The organism is Actinokineospora auranticolor (assembly GCF_041897805.1).
GTDB classification, from domain to species: domain Bacteria; phylum Actinomycetota; class Actinomycetes; order Mycobacteriales; family Pseudonocardiaceae; genus Actinokineospora; species Actinokineospora auranticolor.
In genome coordinates this window covers 4896925-4918631 of sequence record NZ_CP154825.1, presented here as the reverse complement: position 1 = coordinate 4918631, position 21707 = coordinate 4896925, and the positions used below count along the sequence as shown (strand labels likewise).

18 protein-coding genes and 1 pseudogene are annotated in these 21707 nt (G+C 72.6%); 9 read left to right on the top strand and 10 right to left on the bottom strand.

Annotated elements, in window-relative coordinates:
- Positions 1–99: 99 nt before the first annotated feature.
- Entirely contained in the window at positions 100–471 is a 372-nt protein-coding gene (locus V5P93_RS21755) for a VOC family protein (protein ID WP_104479080.1), read from the top strand.
- A 12-nt stretch (positions 472–483) separates the two neighbouring features.
- Here the strand turns inward: V5P93_RS21755 and V5P93_RS21750 are convergent, their stop codons facing one another.
- Positions 484–1104, bottom strand: a complete 621-nt coding sequence (locus V5P93_RS21750) for a DUF998 domain-containing protein (protein WP_104479020.1) — start codon at positions 1102–1104, stop codon at positions 484–486.
- Positions 1105–1360: 256 nt separating this feature from the next.
- Here V5P93_RS21750 and V5P93_RS21745 point away from each other — a divergent pair, with 256 nt between their 5' ends.
- Positions 1361–2731 carry a PepSY domain-containing protein gene (locus V5P93_RS21745; protein WP_104479021.1) on the top strand — a complete coding sequence of 457 codons (1371 nt, stop codon included), beginning with the start codon at positions 1361–1363 and terminating at the stop codon, positions 2729–2731.
- Between the two features lie 32 nt (positions 2732–2763).
- On the opposite strand, the gene V5P93_RS21740 is transcribed toward V5P93_RS21745, so the two are convergent.
- The 5 genes and pseudogenes from V5P93_RS21740 to V5P93_RS21720 form a co-directional block, all read right to left on the bottom strand.
- Entirely contained in the window at positions 2764–2970 is a 207-nt protein-coding gene (locus tag V5P93_RS21740; RefSeq protein ID WP_181043462.1) for a hypothetical protein, read from the bottom strand.
- The gene (locus V5P93_RS21735) at positions 2967–3842 is read right to left on the bottom strand and encodes a WD40 repeat domain-containing protein (RefSeq protein ID WP_245931251.1); all 876 of its coding nucleotides are present in this window, start codon (positions 3840–3842) and stop codon (positions 2967–2969) included. The genes V5P93_RS21740 and V5P93_RS21735 overlap by 4 nt, the downstream gene beginning before the upstream one ends.
- A gap of 762 nt (positions 3843–4604) precedes the next feature.
- Positions 4605–5779: pseudogene (locus V5P93_RS21730) on the bottom strand (hypothetical protein); the annotation flags it as partial.
- A complete protein-coding gene (locus tag V5P93_RS21725) occupies positions 5776–6225 on the bottom strand; it encodes a hypothetical protein (RefSeq protein WP_146108012.1) in 450 nt (149 codons plus the stop codon). The pseudogene V5P93_RS21730 and the gene V5P93_RS21725, both read right to left, overlap by 4 nt.
- Before the next feature lie 67 nt (positions 6226–6292).
- The gene (locus V5P93_RS21720) at positions 6293–7738 is read right to left on the bottom strand and encodes an MFS transporter (protein ID WP_104479024.1); all 1446 of its coding nucleotides are present in this window, start codon (positions 7736–7738) and stop codon (positions 6293–6295) included.
- Positions 7739–7841: 103 nt separating this feature from the next.
- Between V5P93_RS21720 and V5P93_RS21715 the strand changes: the two genes are divergently transcribed.
- Positions 7842–8021, top strand: coding sequence for a hypothetical protein (locus tag V5P93_RS21715; RefSeq protein WP_181043463.1), 180 nt, complete (start codon positions 7842–7844; stop codon positions 8019–8021).
- Between the two features lie 51 nt (positions 8022–8072).
- Entirely contained in the window at positions 8073–9575 is a 1503-nt protein-coding gene (locus tag V5P93_RS21710) for a PQQ-binding-like beta-propeller repeat protein (protein WP_146108013.1), read from the top strand.
- Here V5P93_RS21710 and V5P93_RS21705 read toward each other — a convergent pair.
- Together V5P93_RS21705 and V5P93_RS21700 are read right to left on the bottom strand one after the other, a co-directional pair.
- Entirely contained in the window at positions 9559–10230 is a 672-nt protein-coding gene (locus V5P93_RS21705) for a phosphotransferase (RefSeq protein ID WP_245931244.1), read from the bottom strand. The two genes, V5P93_RS21710 and V5P93_RS21705, sit on opposite strands and share 17 nt — an antisense overlap.
- 97 nt (positions 10231–10327) lie before the next feature.
- On the bottom strand, positions 10328–12922 hold the full coding sequence (locus tag V5P93_RS21700; protein ID WP_245931245.1) for an AAA family ATPase: 2595 nt from the start codon (positions 12920–12922) through the stop codon (positions 10328–10330).
- Positions 12923–13059: 137 nt separating this feature from the next.
- Between V5P93_RS21700 and V5P93_RS21695 the strand changes: the two genes are divergently transcribed.
- The 4 genes from V5P93_RS21695 to bluB all read left to right on the top strand — a co-directional run bounded on the left by V5P93_RS21695 (position 13060) and on the right by bluB (position 15472).
- The gene (locus V5P93_RS21695; protein WP_104479029.1) at positions 13060–13485 is read left to right on the top strand and encodes an ester cyclase; all 426 of its coding nucleotides are present in this window, start codon (positions 13060–13062) and stop codon (positions 13483–13485) included.
- Positions 13486–13517: 32 nt separating this feature from the next.
- Positions 13518–14129 carry an SRPBCC family protein gene (locus V5P93_RS21690; RefSeq protein ID WP_104479030.1) on the top strand — a complete coding sequence of 204 codons (612 nt, stop codon included), beginning with the start codon at positions 13518–13520 and terminating at the stop codon, positions 14127–14129.
- Positions 14130–14249: 120 nt separating this feature from the next.
- On the top strand, positions 14250–14828 hold the full coding sequence (locus tag V5P93_RS21685; protein ID WP_104479031.1) for a cob(I)yrinic acid a,c-diamide adenosyltransferase: 579 nt from the start codon (positions 14250–14252) through the stop codon (positions 14826–14828).
- Positions 14825–15472 (top strand): 5,6-dimethylbenzimidazole synthase, encoded by a 648-nt coding sequence (gene bluB, locus V5P93_RS21680; protein ID WP_104479082.1) that lies wholly within the window; start codon positions 14825–14827, stop codon positions 15470–15472. The genes V5P93_RS21685 and bluB overlap by 4 nt, the downstream gene beginning before the upstream one ends.
- A gap of 76 nt (positions 15473–15548) precedes the next feature.
- Here the strand turns inward: bluB and V5P93_RS21675 are convergent, their stop codons facing one another.
- Both V5P93_RS21675 and V5P93_RS21670 read right to left on the bottom strand, forming a co-directional pair.
- Positions 15549–17654 carry a M6 family metalloprotease domain-containing protein gene (locus V5P93_RS21675; protein ID WP_104479032.1) on the bottom strand — a complete coding sequence of 702 codons (2106 nt, stop codon included), beginning with the start codon at positions 17652–17654 and terminating at the stop codon, positions 15549–15551.
- A 177-nt stretch (positions 17655–17831) separates the two neighbouring features.
- A complete protein-coding gene (locus V5P93_RS21670; protein WP_104479033.1) occupies positions 17832–18086 on the bottom strand; it encodes a hypothetical protein in 255 nt (84 codons plus the stop codon).
- A 156-nt stretch (positions 18087–18242) separates the two neighbouring features.
- Here V5P93_RS21670 and V5P93_RS21665 point away from each other — a divergent pair, with 156 nt between their 5' ends.
- Complete coding sequence (locus V5P93_RS21665; RefSeq protein WP_104479034.1) at positions 18243–21704, top strand: TM0106 family RecB-like putative nuclease; 3462 nt, start codon at positions 18243–18245, stop codon at positions 21702–21704.
- Positions 21705–21707 lie beyond the last annotated feature (3 nt).

Sequence of the window (21707 nt, the reverse complement as noted above, 5' to 3'; positions counted from 1 at the left end):
GGTCCGCCCGGCGGACAAGTCCGTGCGCCGGTGGCGATCCGTCCGCATGGGACGTCGAACGGGCTCGCGTGGCCGTTCGCGACCTGCAAGGGTGGGCGGGTGCCTTCGACGATCCAGAACGTGAACATCGACGCCGCCGACGCGTACGCGCTGGCCCTGTGGTGGAGCCAGGTGGTCGACCACCCCGTGCACGAGGAGTGCGCGCCCGGTGACGAAGAGGCCTACGTCGTGCCGCCGGAGGGGCCCACCCTGTACTTCAGCAAGGTGCCCGAGCCCAAGGTGGTCAAGAACCGGGTGCACCTGTGCCTCACCCCCGACATCCGCCGCGAGGCGGAGGTGGACCGGCTCCTCGCCATCGGCGCCACCCTGGTCGACGACCGCAGGACCCCCGACGGGAAGGGGTGGGCCGTGCTCGCCGACCCCGAGGGCAACGAGTTCTGTGTCCTGCGCAGCGCGGCGGAACGTGCCTGATTCCGCGACAGGTCAGCGGAGTTCGACGGCGACGTAAGAGACCCACAGCATCGCGGTGATCGCCCCGACGGCCAGGGTGAGGGAACCGGCGGTGCCACCCGCCATGGCCCAGAGGTCGCCGAGGAGCAGGGCGGTGCCCGCGATCCGGGACCGGGTCGCGTGGCCGCGGCGGCCGGTGCGGGCGAACGCGCGGGCGAGGACGTAGCAGGCGGCGATCAGGGTGCCGAACGCGGTGGTGCCCGCGGCCAGGTGGCCGTAGGCGTGCCAGGACAACTCGCCCGTGCCCGCCGGTGTGCCCGAGGGGAAGCCGTCGGCCGGGTCCATGGTCAGCAGGCCCGCGGCGACCATGGCGATGCCGTTGACGCGGATCAGGCGCGGCGCCCAGGTGCTGGGGAGGGTTCGGGCCAGGCCGCTCGCGCCGAGGGTGGTGAGCAGGCCCGCGACGACGAAGTTCAGGACCTGCGACCAGCCGAGGTCGCCGGTGGCCAGCAGGCTCAGCGGGTGGCGGGTGAGGTCGAACCCGTCTCGCGTCGCGGCTTGGGCCAGGGCGACGACGGCCCACAGCGGTGCGGCGACGGCGGCGCAGGTGAGCAGGGCGCGGGTGTTCGTGGTGGGCGCGACGGTGGTCGTCATGGCTGCTGCCTTCCGGTCGTTGAGGCTTACCTGGACGTCGATCGACCGAGGTAACAGGTAATGGCGGCGCCTCGATTGTCGAACCGCTTTGGCGGCAGGATGTTCGACCGTCCAAGATGCCGTGGAGCACCGTGTCGTCGGCGGCTTTCGTTACTTTCCGACTACGGACCGGTTTTCACGTTTCCGGGGAACCCGGGCGCATCCGCGCGCGACCTGTGCGGCAGTTGTCCCGGTTTTCCCTGCGAAGAGGTGTCCCATGTCCGCTCCACCGCTCGACGACGTCAAGCCGGAGGAGGCGCAGGCGCGCGTCCGCTGGTCGGTTGTCCCGTTGTTGCGCCGCTTGCATTTCTACGCCGGGGTGTTCGTCGCCCCGTTCCTGGTCGTCGCCGCGTTGTCCGGGATGCTCTACGCGTTCTCGCCGCAGCTCGACGACCTGCTCTACGGTGATGTCCTCTACGTCGAGGAGACCGCCGGGGCGCCGCGTCCGTTGGCTGAGCAGGTCGCCGCCGCGCAGTCCGCCGTGCCCGCCGGTTCCGCCGTGACGACCGTCGGCGTCCCGGAGGCCGCGGACGAGGCCACGCGCGTGGTGTTCTCCGTGCCCGGACTGCCGGAGGAGCACTCGCGGACGGTTTACGTCAACCCGTACACCGCCGGTGTGCAGGGGCAGTTGACCACGTGGTTCGGGGCCACCCCCGTGACGACCTGGCTCGACGGGTTCCACCGCGACCTGCGGCTCGGCGAGACCGGCGCGCTGTACTCGGAGATGGCGGCCAGCTGGCTGTGGGTGATCTCCCTGGCCGGGGTGGTCCTCTGGCTCGTCCGGCGGCGCAAGGCGCGCGGCCCGCGGACCGGCGTGCGCCGAACCCGCGCCCGGCACGGGAAACTCGGCGCGTGGACGCTGGTCGGCGCGCTGTTCCTGTCGGCGACCGGGCTGACCTGGTCCACGTACGCGGGAGAGAACTTCTCCGCCGCGCTGGAAGCGTTGCACGCCAAGGCCCCGGTCCTCGACACCGCGCTGCCCGGTGGCGCGTCGACGGGATCGACCGGCCACCACGGCGGGTCGGCGACCGGGTCCGCGGCCGACCCGGCGACGTTCGACCGGGTCCTGGTCACCGCCCGCACCGCGGGTCTCGACGGCCCGCTCGAGATCGGCGCGGCCTCCGGCAAGGCGTGGACGGCCGCCCAGGTCGACAACACCTGGCCGGTGCGCCTCGACAAGGTCGCCGTCGACCCGGCGTCGGCGAGGGTGACCGCGCGCGCCGACTTCGACGACCGGCCGCTCCTGGCGAAGCTGACCACACTCGGCATCCAGGCCCACATGGGGCGGTTGTTCGGCATCGTCAACCAGATCGCGCTGCTGCTCGTCGCGGGGGCGATCCTCACGCTGATCTTCCTGGGCTACCGCATGTGGTGGCAGCGCCGCCCGACTCGCGGCGACCGCCGGGCTCCGGTCGGTGTGGCGCCCAGACGTGGTGCGTGGCAACAGCTTCCGCTGTGGTTCCTGGTCCCGGCGCCGCTCGTGGTCATCGCCGTGGGCTGGGCGATTCCCCTGCTGGGCATCAGCCTGGCCGCGTTCCTGGTCCTGGACGGACTGATCGGCCTCCGCCGCGCCCGCGCCACGACCTAGCCGCAGGCGGGCGCGGGGAGTCCTCGCGCCCGCTAGCGGGGGCAGCCGTGTGGTTGGTCCGGCATGATCGCGGACCACTCCTGGTCGAAGGTGGGGGACCGGAGGATCGCGCACGCGCGCGCCACGGCGACCTCGGGGTCCAGCGACCACAGGCGGATAGAGCCATCGGTGGAGGCGGAAGCGAGGGTGGTGTCATCGACGAACATGACGCGTTCGACGGCGTTCGAGTGCCCGGTCAACCCCGCCCACAAGGTGAGGTCCGATGTCCGGTAGACGGCGATCTCGGACTCCCGTGAACTGGCCGCGAGTAGCGAACCGTCCGGGCTGAACGCGAGAGCGGACGCGGGGGTGGACAGGTTGGTGAGTTCCGCAGGGACGCGCCGGTCACGGGGTCCCAGAGCCGCAGGGTGTTGTCCCACCCCGCGATGGCGAGTTCCGTGCCCGAGGGAGTGAACTCCAGTTCGCCGAGCGCTTCCCCAGCGGCTCGCGAACCAGCGACGAGATGGCGGGAGTACCGAAGGGGATCCGCTTGAGCGCCGGGGGAACCCGCAGGTCCCAATACTCCAGTTCGCCACCGTAGTCGCCCGAGGTGATCTCCCCGTCCCGCCCGGGGCCGAGCGCGGTGACGGGAGGGCCGCGCGGGCACGCTCGGTGTCAGGTCGCTGGACCACCGTGTGTCGGAAATGGAGTCGTTATAGGAGATGTCGCCTTCGCCGACGTAGGCGACTCGTCGGCCGTCCGGGAGGAAGACGGGGAAGGGGTACCTCCAGGTCGAGTTCGACAGCACGCGACCGGTTCCCGACTCGATGTCCCACAGCCGCACCGTCGCGTCTGTCCCGCCGCTGACCAGGTGTCGGCCGTCGGGGGAGAACGCGACCGAGATGGCCTCGCCGCCGTGCGATCCCAGGGTCCGCGTGGTGCCCGCGGCGAAGTCCGTGTAGCGGATGTCGCCGTTCTCGTGGGCCGACGCGATACCGCGGCCCTCGGGCTGGAAGGCCAGGTCCCAGACGGTTCCCGCGCCGAGGTCGAACCACTGGCGCAGGCCCCGGTTGTACGGGTTGGTGTTGATCACCCGGACGAGGCCGTTCCCGTCGGCGAAGGCGATGTCCATACTGCCGGGCTGCGGGCTCACAGCGAGCCCGATCCCGGCCGGGGTGGGGTCGGACAGGTGCGGCAGCTCGACGCCCGTGGTGAGGTCGAAGGCGTGTAGCGCGACATTGTCCGGGGTCGTGGCGTAAAGGGTCTTGTGGTCGGAGCTGAACTCCAAGGAGAAGATGGCTTTCGCTTCTCCGACGGCGGTGAACCCGCGTACCTGGGCGCGTGTGGTGGTGTCGAAGACCTGGATCGTGCCCGCGTTCCCGGTCGCGAGCCGAGTGCCATCGGGGCTGACCGCCAGCGCGGTCGGACTCCTGTGCGCCCCGGGCACCGTGCCCGCGTACCGGCTGCCCTGCACGGACAGCAGCGCGCGCCGCGCGGCGTCGCCCTGCTCCACCCGCCACGCGGCCAGGGCCAGCAGCACTGATTTCCGCTGGTTGGTCACCCGGCTCTCGGCCGAGGTGGCGGCCAGCGCGGTGGACCGGGCCGCGCGTTCTCGGGCGTCGGCCTCGGACCGCTGCCGCAGCGCGATCGCCGCCGCACCGGAGGCGACCAGCACCAGGACGGCCAGCAGGGCGATGACCGCGCGCGTGCGTCGGAACCGACGGGTCTCCCGCCGCACCCCGGCGGCGATGAACCGTTGCTCCACTGTGGACAATTCAGGTCGCTTCTCCCACTCGCGGACGGCGGCCAACCGCACACCGGAGTACAGGTAGGCGTCATCCGTGCCGTGTTCCGTCCACGTCCGCGTGGCCTCGGTCAGCTGGCTGTGCAGGAACAGGCGCTCGCGGTCGCGCTCGATCCACTCCCGCAACCTCGGCCACGCGTGCAGGACGGCCTCGTGCGCCAGCTCGACCCGGTGCTCGCCGACGGTCAGGATGCGCGCGTCCGGTCCCGCGAACGCGTCCCGCACCCGGCACAGGGCCTCGACTTCGGCGGGTTCGCGTCCGGCGGTGACCTCGTCCCAGGTGATCGGGCGCCGTGAGTGGTCGGTGTGCTCGCCGACGCGCACCATGCGCAGGAGCAGCGTCCGCGCGGTGTCCTGGTCGTCGCCGAGGGCGGAGTAGACCTTCTCGGCGGTGGCCGCGACCGCCCGGCTTCGAGGCCCAGGCCGACCCGGGCGGCGGGCTCCTCGATGACCTGGCGCAGCTCGTCGAGCCCCAGGGGGCCGAGCGGGAACTGGCCGGTGGTGAGGGCTTGGCGCAGCGCGGGGTAGGCCAGGCAGTGCGGGTAGAAGTCGGCGCGGACGGCGAGCACGACCGGTGCGGTGGACTCGCTGACCAGGTCGACGAACGGGCGGCGCTCGGCGTCGTCGTCGCAGGCGGTGAACAGCTCCTCGAACTGGTCCACCACCAGCACGGCGTCGTCGGGGCGTTCGAGGTCGGCCCAGGTCTCCGTCGGCCGCGCGCCGGGGGTCATCCGGACGACGCCGACGCCGCGTTCCCGCAGTGCCGGGTCGAGTCCCGCGTTGAGCAGGGAGGTCTTGCCCGAGCCGGAGGCGCCGATCACGACAACCGGGCCCGACCCGGCGGCGACCCGGTCGGTCAGCTCGCCGGTGGTGTCCGCGCGGCCGAGGAAATCGGCGGCGTCGTCCGGGGTGAACGGCTCCAGACCTCGGTAAGGGCACGGGACGTCGGCCGGGGGCTCGGCTTCGGCCTGACCGCGCTCGTACCCCGGGTTGGGCGCGAGGACGAGACCGTCGGCGTTGCCCGCCGCGAACCGGCGGGGGCGGGGCAGGGGCGGCGAACAGAGCTGCGCGGCGCGGTCGAGGTGGCGCCAAGCGTGGTGGAGGGTGATCCAGGGCGGGCCGGTGGGGTCGCCGTCCCGCAGCAGCGCGACCAAGCCGCCGGTGAACCAGGTGCGCGGCTCGCCGGGCGGTGCCCACGCCCGCTCGCTCCCGCCGACCGCCGCCAGCAGGTAGGACCCCGCCGACCGCGCCGCCTCCGCGGTCACGGCCGCGACGGCGTTCCCGGCCCGTCCCGCGTGGCAGCAGTCGAGCACGACCACGACCGTCGGCGCGGCGCACGTCCGAACCGCCGGCGCACGGTGTCGAACGGTAGGGAGTCGACCTCCAAGCCCGCCACGGCGTCCCGGGAGGCGGCCGTGGCCAGGTACAACTCGTTGTCGGCACTGACCAACCCGTGCCCCACGAAGTACACGACCAGCACATCGGTCGCCTCCGCCGCCGCGGCGGAGATCGCCTGCCCGGCCACACGCGGGTCGGCCGGGTCGAGCACGACCCGCACATCGGCCGCCCCGGCGACCTCGGCGAGCGCGTCGGCCACCTCCCGCACGGACCGCTCCACCGACGGCAGGTCCGGCAGCGCCGACCCCGGCGCGCGGGTGCCGGTGCCGATCACCAGCACCCGCGCGCCAGGACCAGCCAGCTCAGACCGCATCGACCCTCCGACCCGCCGCCCACCCGTGGCGCGATGTTAGCCGGCGCGGTCGTGTGCCGTACGGGGTTCAGCCGTTCTCGTCGGCCGCCGTGAGGGGCCGGGCGATGTCCTCCAGGGACGCGCGTTCCGCGCGCACGCCGAGGAACAGCTCCGCGACCCCGCCCAGCGCCATGGCGACCGCGCCGATGCCGAAGCCGACGGCGACCAGGACCCGGTCGCCCGAGTCGATGAGGGTGCCGAACAGCAGGGGGCCCGCGATGCCGCCGACGGCGGTGCCGACCGCGTAGAAGAAGGCGATGGCCAAGGCCCGGGTCTCCATCGGGAAGATCTCGCTGACCGTGAGGTACGCGGCGCTGGCACCGGCGGACGCCAGGAAGAACGTCAGCACCACCGCGGTCAGTGCCAGCCGCGCGTTGTCCGGCGCGGCGAGGAACACCCAGATCAGCGGGACCGTGAGCAGCGCGGAGCCCAGGTAGCTGCCCGCGATCATCGGTTTGCGGCCGACGGTGTCGAACAGCCTGCCCAGCAGGAGCGGGCCGAGCATGTTGCCGATGGCGTACACGACGAGGAACACCGGCACGGTGCCGGAATCCACCTTGTAGTAGTCGCCGAAGAGGGTGCCGAGGTTGAAGGTGATGCCGTTGTAGATGAACGCCTGGCCGATGAACAGCGCGAGACCGAGGATGGCGCGCTTCGGGTACCGCTTGAACGCGGTCGCGGCGATCTCCCGCAGCGAGATGGCCTTCCGCTGCCGGATCTCGATTTCCTGGTCCGCCGCGGCCAGTTCCGCGCCGGTGCCGTCCTCGACCTCCGCCTCGATCCCGGCGACGATCCGCTCCGCCTCCTCCGCGCGCCCGTGGATGAACAGCCAGCGCGGGCTCTCCGGCACGTGCCGCCGCACCAGCAGGATCACCAGGCCCAGCACGGCGCCGAGGCCGAAGGCGATCCGCCACCCGAGGTCGGCGGGGAACAGGTCGGTGTCGAGCAGCACCAGGGCGAGCGCGGAACCGGCGGCGGCGCCCGCCCAGTAGGTGCCGTTGACCACCAGGTCGACGCGGCCGCGCAGGCGGGCCGGGATGAGCTCGTCGATGGCGGAGTTGATGGCCGCGTACTCGCCGCCGATGCCCGCCCCGGTGACGAACCGGACCAGGTAGAAGTACCAGGGGGCGAACGCGAACGCCGTGGCGACCGTGGCCACCACGTAGACCACGAGAGTGATGAGGAACAGCTTCTTGCGGCCGAACCGGTCGGTGAGCTGCCCGAAGAACAACGCGCCGAGACACGCGCCCGCGACGTAGCAGGCGGCGGCCACCCCGATGTCGGCCGCGGTCAGGCCCAGGCCGCTGCCCGGCTCGACCAGCCGGGCCGCGATCGCGCCGATGATGGTCACCTCGAGGCCGTCCAGGATCCAGACCGTGCCCAGACCGATCAGGACCCGCCAGTGGAACCGCGACCACGGGAGCCGGTCGAGCCGGGCGGGCACCCGGGTGGTGATGGTGGACGTCGAGGTCATGCCCGCCTGCTACCCGTTTGCGCGTCCCGGGAAACGGGTAGCCCGAAATGTGCGATGCGCGTTCCTGGGTCACCGCTACCGCTTCCGCGCGGACGGCCCTCTCATGATCTGGGTCTGTGCCTGCGGCGCGGGCGGCAGCAAGCGCTACCCGTCGGCCGCCGAGGCGAGCCGGTACGCGGTGGCCTTTGACCGCGAGGACCGGGCCGACCTCGGCCGGCGAGCGCCCCTGTTCGGGCTGCTGCCGTTGCGCCTGCTCCGGTTGTTGCGCCGGAAGGTCGGTTAGCGCCGGGAACGGGATGCGTCTCCTCCGCGTCGATTCCGTGGGGGTGGGCGCGTGGTCAGGGCGACGTTGGCGGTGGCGGGCGCGGTGTGTGCCGGGGTGTCGATGCTGTTGGACGGGGGAGTGCCAAGGTCGGAGCCCGCGTGGGGTGGCGTCGGGGTGGGGTTGGTGGTGCTGGCCGCGCTGTGTGTGCTGTGCGGGGCGCGGGTTTTCGCCGTCGCCTTGGCGGTAGTTGGTGTCGGGTATGCCTGGTACGTGGTCGAGGGGGACCTCGGGTCCGGGGTGGCTGGGCCGTCGTCGTCGGTGTTGCTGGTGGGGGCCTTGGCCGTCGCGGTCGGGGCGGTCGTGCCTCGACTGGTGCCGCGTCCTTGGGCCGTGGTCGGGCTGGTTCTGGTGGCGGGTGCGGCCCTTGGGGCGCGTGAGGTTCCTCGGGCGGTCGCGGTCGACGCGGTCACCGTGGGAACGCGGGTGGCGGCGCCGGTGGTTGATCGGCCGACCGGGGCGCAGTGGCGGTGGACCGCCGCCGCGCCGGTTCGGGAGGCCGTGGTCGCGGGGGCGGGGCTCGTCGTGGGGACCGACGGCGGGCAGGTCGTCGCAGTCACGGCCGGTGGTGTCGAGACCTGGCACTACACCCGTGCGAACGCCAGGCTGTCGTCGCTCACCGCCACACCCGACAAGGGCCTGGTCGTCGCGGCGTTCGCCGGGCCGGACCGCGCCGGGGACCTGTGGGTACTGCTCGACGCGGGCACCGGCGCCGTGATCCGGGAGTGGGCCGGACCGGAGGGCGGCCGGAGCGGGTGGGTGCACAACTCCACTGTCTTCGCCGAACCGGACGGCGACTGGCCCGACTTCCGCGTACGCGCTACCAACCTCCGCAGCGGCGCTCCACTGTGGACCTGGCAGGCCCCGCCGGGGTGCCGGTCACCGTTCGGCCCGGTCGGCGCAGCGGACGGGATCGTGCTGGTTTCCCAGGCGTGCGGCGACAGTTGGGCGCTCGTAGCCCTGGATAACCGCGACGGCAAGCAGCGTTGGAGCGACCAGTTCACCGTCGCGCCAGGCGAAGGCGCCACCTACGCCGTGGGAACGACGACCGACGGGAACGCACTGTTCTTCGTCGCCTCTGGCTACCGCAAGGAACTCCTGCGCGCGGGCGACGGCGCCCCGGTCGCCAAGGACGCCATCGCCGACCGCTGGGTGTGGCCCGACGCGGGCCCGGTCCCCGTCGCCGACCGCGAGGACGGCGGCAAGATCCTCTCGACCGTCACCATCGAGGACCTGGCCGTCATCCCGGTCGACGGCCCCTGCGACCGCCGCCGCGCCGTCGCCACCACCCGCACCACCGTCCTGCGGGTGTGCGACACCCCCACCGGCGCTGACTTGATCTGGCAAGCCGCCGACGGTTCGGGTCAAGTCCCCCTGCGCAACTGGACCCCGCCCCAGGCACCCCCGCCCTCCGGCGCCTACCGCTCGGTCTTCAAGTCCGTCGGCGTCTTCCCCGCCCCCGGCTTCATCGCCGTCGTCAGCCGCGGGGACCCCGCGGTCATCGGCTTTCCCTGAGCGCGGCCACGAATGTCGCCTCGTGCCGCCGAACCAGGGCCCGCGCCCCGGTGGCCCAGTCGATCGCCGTCCGAGCGTGGCGCCGACGGGTCTCGCTCAGGGCGGTGTCGCGCAGGTTGAGCTGTTCGGCGGCGATGATGTGCTCCTGCCGCCGAACCATCGCCTCGACGAGATCGACGGCGTCGACATCGCCGTAGCCATCCCGCGCCTCCCGCAGGTGCGCCGCTTGCGCGGCCACAGGCACCCCACCCGACTCCTGCACGCACCACGTCCACGCCAGGTACCCGAGGTCGTCGAGCCGACCACCCGGACGACACCCGCTCCAGTCGATGAACGCCACCGGCAGTCCATCTTGGACGATCGCGTTGAACGGCCCCGGATCCCCGTGCATGACGCAGTCCTCGCCACCCGCCAGCGGATGCCCGGCGGTGACGTCGTGCAGGGCGCGGAGCATCGAACCGGCCAGCCGGTACGCGCCGTCGGCGCGCTGGGAGGGGTGGTCGGTCGTGTGACCGGGGATGAAGGTGAGGATGTCCCGACCCTTCTCGTCCACCCCGAGGTAGCGCGGAGCGTAGGGGTAGCCCGCGCATTCGAGGTGCCGCAACACCTGCGCGGCGAAGTCCGATCCTCGCGACCGCCGAACGGTGTCGCCCACCCGAACAACGGTTTCGGTGTTGTTCCCACCTGGAAGGTCCACTTCGGTCACCGGCCCATGATCCCGCCCGGCCGGTCCCGGCGTCAATCGGCACCGGCTAGCGGATCGCGGGCATGTCCCGGAGTTGACGGCGCGAGGTGATGGACAGCTTGCGGAAGATGTTGCGCAGGTGCGCGTCCACCGTGCGGGGACTGAGGAACAGCTTCGCCGCCACCTCCTTCGACGTCGCCCCCTCCGCCACCAACCGGGCGATGTGGACCTCCTGCACCGTCAACGCGTCCGACGTCGGGGTCGAGCGGCGCCTGGCCTGTTCGCCCGTGGCGCGGAGCTCGGCCGCCGCCCGGGCGGTGAAGGCCTCGGCGCCGAGGGCGGCGAGGAAGTCGTGGGCCTGGCGGAGTTCCACGCGGGCGTCGCGGCGGCGGCCTTGGCGGCGCAGCCATTCGCCGTAGACAAGGTGGGCTCTGCCGCGGTGGATGGCCGCCGATGTCTTGTCCAGCAAGGAAACGGCCTCGCGGTAGGCGTCCTCGTCGTCGTGGACCAGTGCTCGGGCGTACGCCTCGATGCCCCGGCTCCACGGGTGGTCGCCGCCGCGGGCGCGGTCGCGCAACGACGTGTACGCGGCGAGGGCCGTCTCCGTTTCGCCGCACCGGACCGCGGCCTCGACCAGTTCCGGCAACGCCAGGACGGCCAAGCCGAGGTCCTTGGTGGCGACCGTCGCCTTGGCCGCGCGCAACGCCGCCGGGTAGTCGGCCAGGCCGTTGTTCAACACCGCCGTCGCGTACTGGACGCTCAACGTCATGTGCGGGCCGACCGCCGCGAACAACTCCTCCGCCTCGGCCCGGCGCCCCCGCGAGGCCACCAGGTGCAGCCGCGGGTAGACCAGGGGAGCGGCGCCCGTCGCCTCCGCGATCGCCTCCTCCTCCGAGATCATCTCCTGGGCCGCGCCGAAATCACCCGAGTACGTCGCGACGGTGGCGAGCATGGCCAGCCCGATCGGCAGCGCGTGGAACGAGCCCGACTCGCGGCCGAACGCGGTCACCCGGGTGGCGATGGCGCGCTGCGCGTCGATGTCCATCAGCTCCAGCGCCAGCAGGAACCCGAGCGTCGGCCACCGGGTCCACGCGTCGTCGCCGCCCGCGGCCACCACCGGGCGCAGGATCTCCGGGTCCGCCGCGACCATGCCGTCCAGGATCAGGTCCGCGCTGCGCGGCGGGCCCGCGACGGGAGGCGCGGACCGGGCGGCCTCGATGACCGCGCGCAGGCCGCCGGTGAGGATGCCCATCTCGATGGCGTCCACGTACGTCGTGCGGGCCTCTTCCGGTTCCTTCGCCGCCAGTTTCGCGGCGGCGCGCAGCAGGTGCTCGGTCGGCAGGTCGTCGCCCCGGAAGCGGGCGAACGAGAGCCGCCCGCGCAGCAGGTCGACGCGGGCGTCGTCGGGGTTGACCGTGGAGAGCAGCTCGGCCGCGACGTCGAAGTCACCGGCGGAGAGCTTGGCCGCCACCGCCGCCAGCACCCGGTCGAACCGCGGGTCGGCCTCCGGTGTCAACGCCGCCGCGCGTTCCAGGAACGCCGCCGCGGCCGCCACCCCGCCCCGGGCGCTGGCCCGCGCCGCCGAGTCGACCAGGGCGGCGGCCACGTCCTCGTCCGGTCCCGCGCACGCCTGGGCGCGGTGCCACGCCACCCGGTCGGGATCGGTCAAACGGTCGCTGACCCGCGCCAAGGCGTCGTGGGCCAGTCGCCGCTGCCGGTCGGTCGCGGCCCGGTAGACCGCCGAGCGGGCCAGCGGGTGCGCGAACCGGACGCGGGTGCCGAACTCGACCAGCGGCGCGTCGACCGCCGCGGACTCGTCGATCCCGAGCAGCGCCGCGGCCCGCCACAGCAGGTCCGGGTCGCCGATCGGCTCGGCCGCCGCCACCGTCAGCAGGAGTCGGACCTGGGGGGCCACCCCGTCCAGCCGGGCCTGGAAGCTGCGTTCGGCGGCGGCCGGGGCGGGCAGGTCGAAACCACCGGCCAGGCCGGTCAGGCCCGCCGTCCTGGTCAGCTCCAGCAGCGCCAGCGGGTTGCCCCGGGCCTCGGCCAGCACCCGGTCGCGGACCCGCTCGTCCAGCGGCGCGGGGATCTCGCGGGTCAGCAGCTCCCGGGCTTGCGTCCCGCTCAGCGGTCGGACGTCGACGACCGGCAGGTGGTCGAGCACGTCCCGGCCCTCGCGCGCGGCGAACACCAGCGCGACCCGCTCCGCGCCGACCCGGCGGGACGCGAACGCCAGCGCCCGCGCGGAGGCGTGGTCCAGCCACTGGGCGTCGTCGATGACGCACAGCAGCGGCTCGTCGGGCTCGGTCAGCAGGCCCAGCGTCGCCGCGCCCGCCAGGAACGGGTCCGGGGTGCCGGTTTCGAGGCCGAAGGCGATCCGCAGGGCGCCGCGGTGCGGGGCGGGCAACGCGGGCAGGTGGTCGAGCAGGGGCAGGCAGAGCTGGTGCAGCGCGGCGTACGGCAGCTCGGTCTCGAACTCGGCGCCCACGGCCCGCAGGACTCGCGTGCCGTCCGCCGACTCCGCGAGTTCGTCCAGCAATGCGCTCTTGCCGATGCCCGGTTCGCCGCGCACCAGCACGGCGCCGCCCCGCGACGCCTTGGCCTCGTCCACCAGTTCCCGCAGGCGGGACGTCTCGTCCCGGCGCCCCAGCAACGTGTCCACGTGTTGTCCCCCCGACCGCCCGGTCGCCTGCGTACCGGGCCCACGTGGTTCGAGGATAGGCGATTTCCACCGACGCGAGCGGTGGCCGCCGGACGCGATCGTCGGGGCACACCAGAGAGACGAATCGGAGGCAGCGGATGAACTCGATCGACACCGGTCTGCTCGACAACTGGCTCGCGCTGTGGAACGGCGACTACATCCTGGCGTACCGCCTGGTGACCAACGACTTCACCGTGCACGCCGCGCTGCTCGACGGCGGCGACGGCAGCGCGCTCAACGGCCCCACCGGCCTGGTCGGCTGGATCACCAAGACCCGCGCGGCGTTCCCCGACCTGCGGTTCACCGTCGAGGTCGGGCCGATCGCCGACGGTGACCACGTCGCGCTGCGCTGGGTCGCCACCGGCACCTACGACGGCGGGTTCCCCGGCGCGACCGCGCGCCCCGGCACCCCGGTCCGCTTCACCGGCACCGACTTCCTCCGCATGGCCGGGGACCGGATCGCCGAGTACTGGCTCAACTCCGACACGCACCTGCTGGTGACCCAGCTCGGCGTCCGTCCCTGAAGTCGTTGTCCGACCGCACAAGGAGCGCAACCATGTCCAACACCCGCCGCCGCGCCGCACTCGCCGCGATCCCGCTGGCCGCCTGCGTGCTCGCGGGCCTCGTGACGCCCGCGCGGGCCGCGCCCGCGCAGACCTCGGTGAGCTGCCAGGGGCAGGGCGTCGACCGGACGGCCAAGGTCCGGTACCGGACCGAGCGCCTGGTCAAGGCGCCGCTGTCGGTGGTCTGGAAGCTGCAGACCGACGTCGAGCGTTGGCCGTCGTGGCAGGAGCCGGTCACGACGATGGAGCGGCTCGACCCGGGGCCGCTGCGGGCGGGGTCCCGGTTCCGCTGGACGACCCCCGTGCCCGCCACGCCGGTGACCCCGGAGACGACGTTGACGATCACGTCGAGCGTGGCGCAGATCCGGGACCGGCGGTGCGTACGGTGGACGGGGCCCGCTATCGGGGTGGGGTTGCGGATCGACCGGGGTGTGCACGTGTGGACGTTCACGCAGGTCCCGGGTGGTGTGCTGGTCCGCACGGAGGAGACCCACGCGGGCGCGCAGATCGAGTCGGACGTGCCGCTGGCCACGGAGTTCCTGGGCAAGGGGCTGGAGGCGTGGCTGGACGCGCTCAAGGTCACCGCCGAGGCCCGTTGCCGGTGAGCCGCACCCGCCTACGCCTCGGTGAACAGCGCTGACGAGGTGCCGCCCCCGGTCCCGGTGGACCGGGGGCGGGTCCGCGCGCGGCTACACTGGGGGCACAGCCGAAGCCAGGAGGGTGACATGTCGATCGTGCTCAGCAAGATCTACACCCGCGCGGGTGACGAGGGCACCACCGCGCTGGGGGACATGTCGCGCACGTCGAAAACCGACCCCCGCATCGATGCGTACGCGGCCGTCGACGAGGCGAACGCCGCGCTCGGGGTCGTGCTCGCGCTGGGCAACCCCGAGGAGGACGTCGCCACCGTCGTCCGGTGGGTGCAGAACGACCTGTTCGACGTGGGCTCCGACCTGTGCAGGCCGCCCGCCGAGGGCGACGAGCGCTCCCGTGTGGACGACGGCTACGTCAAGCGCCTCGAGGCGGCCATCGACCGGTTCAACGACGGCCTGCCCGCGCTGCGGTCGTTCATCCTGCCCGGCGGCACCCCGGCGGCCGCGCTGCTGCACGTCGCCCGCACCAGCGTCCGCAGCGCGGAGCGGCGGGCGTGGGCGCTGATCGAGGCGGTGGGCGGGGAACAGGCGAACAAGATCACGGCGCAGTACCTCAACCGGGCCGCCGACCTGCTGTTCGTCCTGGCCCGCGTGGCCAACCGCGAGGTCGGCGACGTGACGTGGACACCGGGGGAGAACCGGGGCGCGTGAGTTCGCAGTCGTTCTACGAGGTCCTGTCCCGCCGCCGGGATGTCCGCGCCGAGTTCAGCGGCGAACCCGTGGACCCCGCCGCGTTGCGCCGGGTCCTCGCGGCGGCCCACGCGGCGCCGAGCGTGGGCATGAGCCAGCCGTGGGACTTCGTGGTCGTCCGGGACCCGGTGCTGAAGAAGGCTTTCCGCGACCACGTGCTGGAGGAGCGGGAGGTCTTCCGGGACGGTTTGACCCCGGATCAGGCGTCGAGGTTCGCGGGTATCCGGATCGAGGGGATCGAGGACGCCACCTTAGGCATCGTGGTGACGTACGACCCGTCCCGGGGCGCCCCGGCGGTACTCGGCCGCCACAGCATCCCCGACACGGGCCTGTACTCGGTGTGCCTGGCCATCCAGAACCTCTGGCTCGCCGCCACCGCCGAGAACCTCGGCGTCGGCTGGGTGAGCTTCTACCGCGAAGAGCGATTGCGAGAACTCCTCGCCATCCCGGACCACGTCCGCCCGGTGGCCTGGCTCTGCGTCGGCCCGGTCACCCACCTCCACGCGGTCCCCGACCTGGAACGCCACGGCTGGCGCGTGCGGGCACCCCTGGAATCCGTGGTGCACGGAGACCGCTACGGCCAGTCGGCGGAGTGGCCCGACTGACCACAGTGGACAGTCGCTGGGTTTCCCCGAATGCCGATGGGGGGTGTGGGCACGCGTATGCCCACACCCCCCTTGCTCAGCGGCCCTTGATCTCGCACGTGGCCGTGGCGGTCTTGCCCGGGTTGCTCTCCGAGGTGGCCGTCAGCGTCACCTTCGTCGACCGGGACCGGCCGTCCTGCTTGACGTAAACCGGGACCTCGACGTCCTGGCCGAACTTGGCCGTGGCCAACGCGTTCGGGAGTTGGACGGTCCAGCCGCGGTCCTTCGTGGTGGCGGTGAGGCGGTAGACGTCGTTGTCGAGGTAGGCGCGGACGTCCTCCGGGTGCCGGCCCGCGGGCGGGGCGCCCCGGCCCGTGTTGATCAGGGGGAAGCGGCAGGTCGCGAAGCCGCTGGAGTTGGTGTGGCCGTGGGTGGGTTCCAGGCGGACGCCGCGGCGTTGGGGACCCGCGCCGTCGAGGGAGCGGATGGCGACGGTGTACGACAGGATGCCCCGGCGGTCGCGTTTGATGTCGAGGACGTAGAAGTGCAGCCGGTTGGCGGTGTCGACGTATTCGTATTCGCTGCCGGAGTTCGTGCCCGCGTGGAAAAGGGCGTCCGACAGCTGGCGGTAGTCGCCGATGGTGATGGGGACCTTGGTGCCGTCCGGCAGGACGTAGTCGGTCATCCCGATGTCCTGCGGGTTGGCGTCGATCACCCAGCCGAACGGCGCGCGGTCCTCGTTCTTGGTCTTGGTGAGCAGGACGCCCGCGTCCGGCGTGAACGAGTCCGCGCCCATCCGGTCGACGACCTCGACCGTGTAGTTCTGGTACCCGCCGCCGTCGCAGAAGGGGTTGGTGTTGACGTCGCACGCCGGTGACAGGTCACCCGTGCCGAGGGCGATGTTGACGCCCATGAGCCCCCTCGGCCCCGGCTGCACCGTCCGCGCGGTCACCTGCGCGACCACCAGACCCGACTCGGCCAGCGCCTCGCGCGACAGGCGCAGCACGTTCTTCTCGTCGACGATGCCGAGCTTGATCTTGTTGCGCAGCACGTGCTGCGCCCCCATCGACCCGCCGCCGGTCGACGGGATGACCCAGCGGGAGTGCGGGCCACCGGGGCCGTTGAACGACCCGCGCGAGAGCATGTCCCAGATCCCGGTGTAGTCGCGCCGCCGCGGGTTGCTGTACGGGTTGTTGTAGTTGTCGCCGATGCCGAGCAGGTGGCTCAGCTCGTGCGCGTACACGCCCTGCCCGGAGCTCTCGGCCTGAGTGGACGACCCGCCACCCGCGTTGGGCCACATGGCCGACGCGGACGCCCAGGAGGTCCAGTCCACGTAGCGGGTGGGCGCCCAGTTCGGCAGCGCCTCGTCCGGCGGGCCGAACGCGTCTGTGACGTCCTCCTTGTTCCGGAACTTCATCATCCCGAACTCCTGCCACGTGCCCGACTCGTCCTGGCCCGCGGAGAGGAAGTAGACGAAGTCGAACCCGGCGGGCACCTCGGCGCCCACCTCGGCCACCCACGCGGCCTTGCCGTCGGTGCGCAGGTCCCGGTCGCACTTGTCCCCGGCCGGGCACGAGGTGCCCGCCTGGAACTCCATCCCGTACTCGTGGTCCTTGCCCGGCATCGTGTAGGGCCCGAACGCCTTGAGGTCCACCCCGTAGCGCCCGCCGGAGTCCTCCATCCAGTACTCGTGCACGGTGTGGCCGCGGTTGAGCCCGCCCGGCTTGTTGAGGAAGTCCTGGTAGAACTGCCCGACCTGGGCGCGGGGGATGTCGTGCGCCTCGGTGCTGGGGTTGCCGAACACCGTCGAATGCGCCGGTTGCGTCACGACGAACGGCTGGTTCGGGTAGTCCAAGAGGACCAGCGCACCCTTGAAGTTCTTCACCGACCCCTTGACCTCGGGGTCGGACCAGTTGGTGCCGGGGACCTTCTTGTAGTCCCGCTCCCACGTCATGTGGTCCGGGTTGACCCAGTTCTGCGGGTCGACGGGCCCGGGGAACCCGGCCTGCGCCATGACCCGCGGCCCGCCGGGGGTCTCCTGCCACGGCTGCTGCTGGGGCCAGTGGTCGTACTGCCACTGGTTCTCCGGCTCGCCGGGCGGAGCCGCGAGCGCCCCCGTGGTGCCCACGGTCAACCCCGCGACCGATAACAGCGCGGTGAACAGGAGTAAGGGACGCCTGCGACGAACCCGTGTGAGGTACATGCCGCCTCCGGAAAGTGTCGGTCCGCTCATGCTATCGACCGACCGGGGCGGACAAACCGTTGCCAGTTAACGGAAATCGCCGTTGCCTCCGCTCGCTTTCCGGCATTACGATGCCCGGTTGGCAACGTGCGCGAAACAACGTGTCAAGGTGGTCCACAAAGGAAGTGACCGTTGCCCCTACGGTTTGTCGCCGCGCCATACCTGGAGCATGTGGGCCCGCCGCGCGGGCGGGGCAGGCAGCCGGTCGAAGGTCCCGCTGTCGCTGAGGAACAGGCAGTCGATGCCGAGCCGGTGCAGGTAGCCGAGGTCGACCGGCGTGGGACGTTCCGGGAACAGCGCGGTCAACCGGGTGACGGGACGCGGGCTGTAGACGGCGTGGTCGAGCAACTGGGCGACGGCCTGGCGGACCTTGTCGTGGGTCGCCGCGCTCACCCCTCGATGGTGCCGTGGTAGTACCGCCGCGTGGCGGAGTTGCCGTAGGAAGGCGCCGTCAGTGGAAGCAGAGCCGATGCGGGCGACGTGGTTCCGCCGTGGCCCCGGGCGTGTCCTCCCCGGTGCCGGGCCGGGGCGCTGGGAGACTGGCGCGCGATGTACACCCCGTCCGATCTGGCTGATCTGCTCGACTGCGAGCACCGCAGCGTGCTGGCCCAGGCCCACGCCGCCGGGGTCGCGGGCGCGCCCCGGCCGGGGCCGAGCGGGGACCGGCTCACGGCCAAGTACGGCCGCGAGCACGAGCGGTCGACCCTGTCCCGGCTCCGGGGCGAGCGGCACGCCGTGATCGAGATCGCCGCCCACGACCCGGTCACCGCCGCCGCCGAGACCGTGGCGGCGCTGCGGTCGTCCGCGCCCGTCGTCTACCAGGCGGTTTTCCACGACGGCGAGTTCAGCGGTCGGGCCGACTTCCTGATGCGCGACGCCGACGGCCGCTACGAGGTCTACGACACCAAGCTCGCCCGGCACGCCCGCCCCGCCGCCGTCATCCAGCTGACCGCGTACGCCGACGCGCTCGCGAGCGCGGGCTGGCCCGTCGGCCCCAATATGCACCTCCTGCTCGGCGACGGCACCCAGGTGACCTTGCGGGTGGACGACTTCCGGCCCGTGCTGCGCAGGCTCCGCGACCGGCTGCGGGGCCGCGAGCCCCGGTTGCCCGACCGGTCCTGGGGCGACGAGCGGCCTGCGTGCTCCGGGTGCGCGTTCGCCGAGCACTGCGCGTCCGGGCGCGAGGCCGACCGGGACCTGGCGCTGGTCGCCGGGATGCGCGGTGACCAGCGGCGCAAGCTGCGGGACGCCGGGTTCACCACCATCGACGCCCTCGCCGTCGCGGGGCCCGACGACCGGCCCGGCAGCCTCTCGATCGCCTCCTACACGGCCCTGCGCGCCCAGGCCGCCATCCAGGTACGCCAGGACGAGACCGGCGAGGTCGCCTACGAGGTCGTCGGCCCCCAGGCGCTCGCCGAATTGCCCGCGCCCAGTCCGGGGGACCTCTTCTTCGACATGGAAGGCGACCCGTACGCCGAGGGTGGGACCGGGCTCGAATATCTATTCGGCGTGGTCGCCGATAACGAGTTCACGCCATTCTGGGCGCACAACCGAGGCGCGGAACGGCGAGCGTTCGAGGAATTCGTCGATTTCGCCGTCGAACGGCTCACGAAATACCCCGAAGCGCGCATTTACCATTACGCCCCATATGAGTCCACCGCCCTCAAACGGCTCGCCGCCACCCACGGCACCCGCGAGGCGGAGGTCGACGCGCTCCTGCGCAACCGCGCGCTCGTCGACCTCTACGCCGTGGTGCGCAAGGCGCTGCGGGTGTCGCAGCGGTCGTACTCGATCAAGGCGTTGGAGCCGCTGTACATGCCGACCGCCCGCGAGGGTGAGGTCAAGACGGCGGTGTCGAGCATCGAGGCGTACGAGGAGTACCTGATGCTCGTCGGCGCGGGCGAGACCGATCGCGCGGACGAGGTGCTGCGCGGCATCGCGGACTACAACGAGTACGACTGCGTCTCCACGCAGCACCTTTTCGAGTTCCTGCACCGGGTTCGCGTCGAGGCGGGCATCGAGACGCTGCCCCCGGCGGAAGAGTCCGAACTGGACGAAGCCCTGCGCGAGGTCCAGGACGAGGAGCGCGAACGGAAGGCCGCCGAGCTGGCCGCCCTGGTCGACACCCTCATCGAGGGCCTGCCCGACGACAGCGCCGAGTTCACCCCCGAGGACCGGGCCCGCGCGCTCCTCGCCGCTTCCGTCGGCTACTACCGGCGCGAGACCAACCCGGCGTGGTGGGAGTTCTTCCGCCAGCTCGCCGCCCCGCTCAGCGACCTCGAGGCCGACACGGCGTGCGCGGTGCCGGTGCGGGTGGAGGCGGGGGAGTGGGTCCAGCCGACCCGTCGCAACGGCCGTGCCAAACGGACCCTCCGCCTGCGGTGCGACCCGGACCGGCCGCACCCCTTCGCGCCGGGCGACGACGTCCGCCTCCGCTACGACCACGGCGACGGCAAGGCGCGGGTGCTGGAGTCCTCCGCCGAACACCTGGTGCTGGAGGAATCCGCGCCGCCGGACGACACGACCGGTGGGCCGCCGCAGGCCGTGCTGCCCGGCGAACCGGTGCGCCCCGCCCCCAAGGACGAGGCCGTCGTCGAACTGGCCCAGCAGACCGCCCACGCGCTGCGGAATCCGGTCCCCGTCGCCGAACCCACCGACGAGCCGCTCGGCCAACTGTCCTTTTTGGACATCGTGGGCGCGCCCGAACCGGTCCGCGCCAACGGAACAGTGCTACCCGCGCTCCCCGGTATCGACCTGCTCCGGCGCTGCCCACCCCGGCTGCGCGGCGGCGGCGCGCTGCCCGACCCCGGCCCCGACCTCGTGCGCACGGTGATCGAGACCGTGGACGCCCTCGACGGTTCCGTGCTCGCCGTCCAGGGGCCGCCCGGCGCGGGGAAGACGTACCTGGCGGGCAGGCTCATCGCCCACCTGGTCCGCACCGGCCGCACCGTCGGGGTCACGTCCACCAGCCACAAGGCCGTCGAGAACGTCCTCTCCGCCGCGCTCGACGCCGCCCCCGGTCTCCCGTGCGCGAAGCGGCCCCGCAAGGCGCCGGACCCGAACAGCCCGTGGGCGCAGCCCAAGAACAACCCGGGCCTGTCCCGCTGGCGCGCCGAGCACGACACCGGCCACCTCGTCGGCGGCACGGCGTGGACCTTCGCCAACAAGGCGCTGCGCGCGGAGCCGTTCGACGTGCTGATCGTCGACGAGGCGGGCCAGTTCGCCCTCGCCGACGCGCTCGCGGTGTCCACCTGCGCCCGCAACCTCGTGCTGCTCGGCGACCCGCAGCAGCTCCCGCAGGTCGTGCAGGGCACCCACCCGGCGGGCGCCGACGCGTCCGCGCTCGGCCACCTCCTCGGCGACGCCGACATCGTCCCGCCGCACCTCGGCTTCTTCCTCGACCAGACCCGCCGCATGCACCCGGACGTCTGCGCGCCCGTGTCGAAGCTCAGCTACGCGGGCCGCCTCCAGTCCCACCCCACCGCCGCCGACCGCCGGGTGGCGGGCGTCGCGCCCGGGCTGCACGTGCTGGAGGTCGGTCACCAGGGCAACACCACGGGGTCGCCGGAGGAGGCCGCCGCGGTGGTCGACCTCGTGGCGTCCCTGCACGGCCGCCCGTGGCACGACCGGGGCGAGACCCGGCCCTTGGCGGACGACGACATCCTCGTCGTGGCCCCGTACAACCTCCAGACCCGCCTCGTCGGCCGCGCGCTGGAGAAGGCGGGTTTCGCGGGGGTGCGGGTGGGGACGGTGGACCGGTTCCAGGGGCAGGAAGCCCCGGTCGTCATCGCGACCATGACCTCGTCATCGGCCACGGACCTGCCCCGGGGCCTGGACTTCCTCCTCTCCCGGAACCGCCTCAACGTCGCCCTGTCCCGCGCCCAGGCCGCCGCCATCCTCGTGTGCTCCCCCCACCTCCTCGAAGCCGACATCCGCACCGTCGACCAACTGCGGTTGGTGTCGGGGGTCATCGGGCTGATGGACGAGGCGCGGCCGTGGCGGGTCACCTAGGTG

Excerpts from the sequence above, each read along its gene's own strand:
- V5P93_RS21735 (WP_245931251.1), bottom strand. The coding sequence starts at position 3,842 with ATGGACATCGCCTTCGCCGACGGGAACGGCCTCGTCCGGGTGATCAAC.
- V5P93_RS21690 (WP_104479030.1), top strand. The coding sequence starts at position 13,518 with ATGTCCAACACCCGCCGCCGCGCCGCACTCGCCGCGATCCCGCTGGCC.
- V5P93_RS21750 (WP_104479020.1), bottom strand. The coding sequence starts at position 1,104 with ATGACGACCACCGTCGCGCCCACCACGAACACCCGCGCCCTGCTCACC.
- V5P93_RS21665 (WP_104479034.1), top strand. The coding sequence starts at position 18,243 with ATGTACACCCCGTCCGATCTGGCTGATCTGCTCGACTGCGAGCACCGC.
- V5P93_RS21715 (WP_181043463.1), top strand. The coding sequence starts at position 7,842 with ATGATCTGGGTCTGTGCCTGCGGCGCGGGCGGCAGCAAGCGCTACCCG.
- V5P93_RS21725 (WP_146108012.1), bottom strand. The coding sequence starts at position 6,225 with ATGCGGTCTGAGCTGGCTGGTCCTGGCGCGCGGGTGCTGGTGATCGGC.
- V5P93_RS21695 (WP_104479029.1), top strand. The coding sequence starts at position 13,060 with ATGAACTCGATCGACACCGGTCTGCTCGACAACTGGCTCGCGCTGTGG.
- V5P93_RS21685 (WP_104479031.1), top strand. The coding sequence starts at position 14,250 with ATGTCGATCGTGCTCAGCAAGATCTACACCCGCGCGGGTGACGAGGGC.
- V5P93_RS21745 (WP_104479021.1), top strand. The coding sequence starts at position 1,361 with ATGTCCGCTCCACCGCTCGACGACGTCAAGCCGGAGGAGGCGCAGGCG.
- V5P93_RS21720 (WP_104479024.1), bottom strand. The coding sequence starts at position 7,738 with ATGACCTCGACGTCCACCATCACCACCCGGGTGCCCGCCCGGCTCGAC.
- V5P93_RS21675 (WP_104479032.1), bottom strand. The coding sequence starts at position 17,654 with ATGTACCTCACACGGGTTCGTCGCAGGCGTCCCTTACTCCTGTTCACC.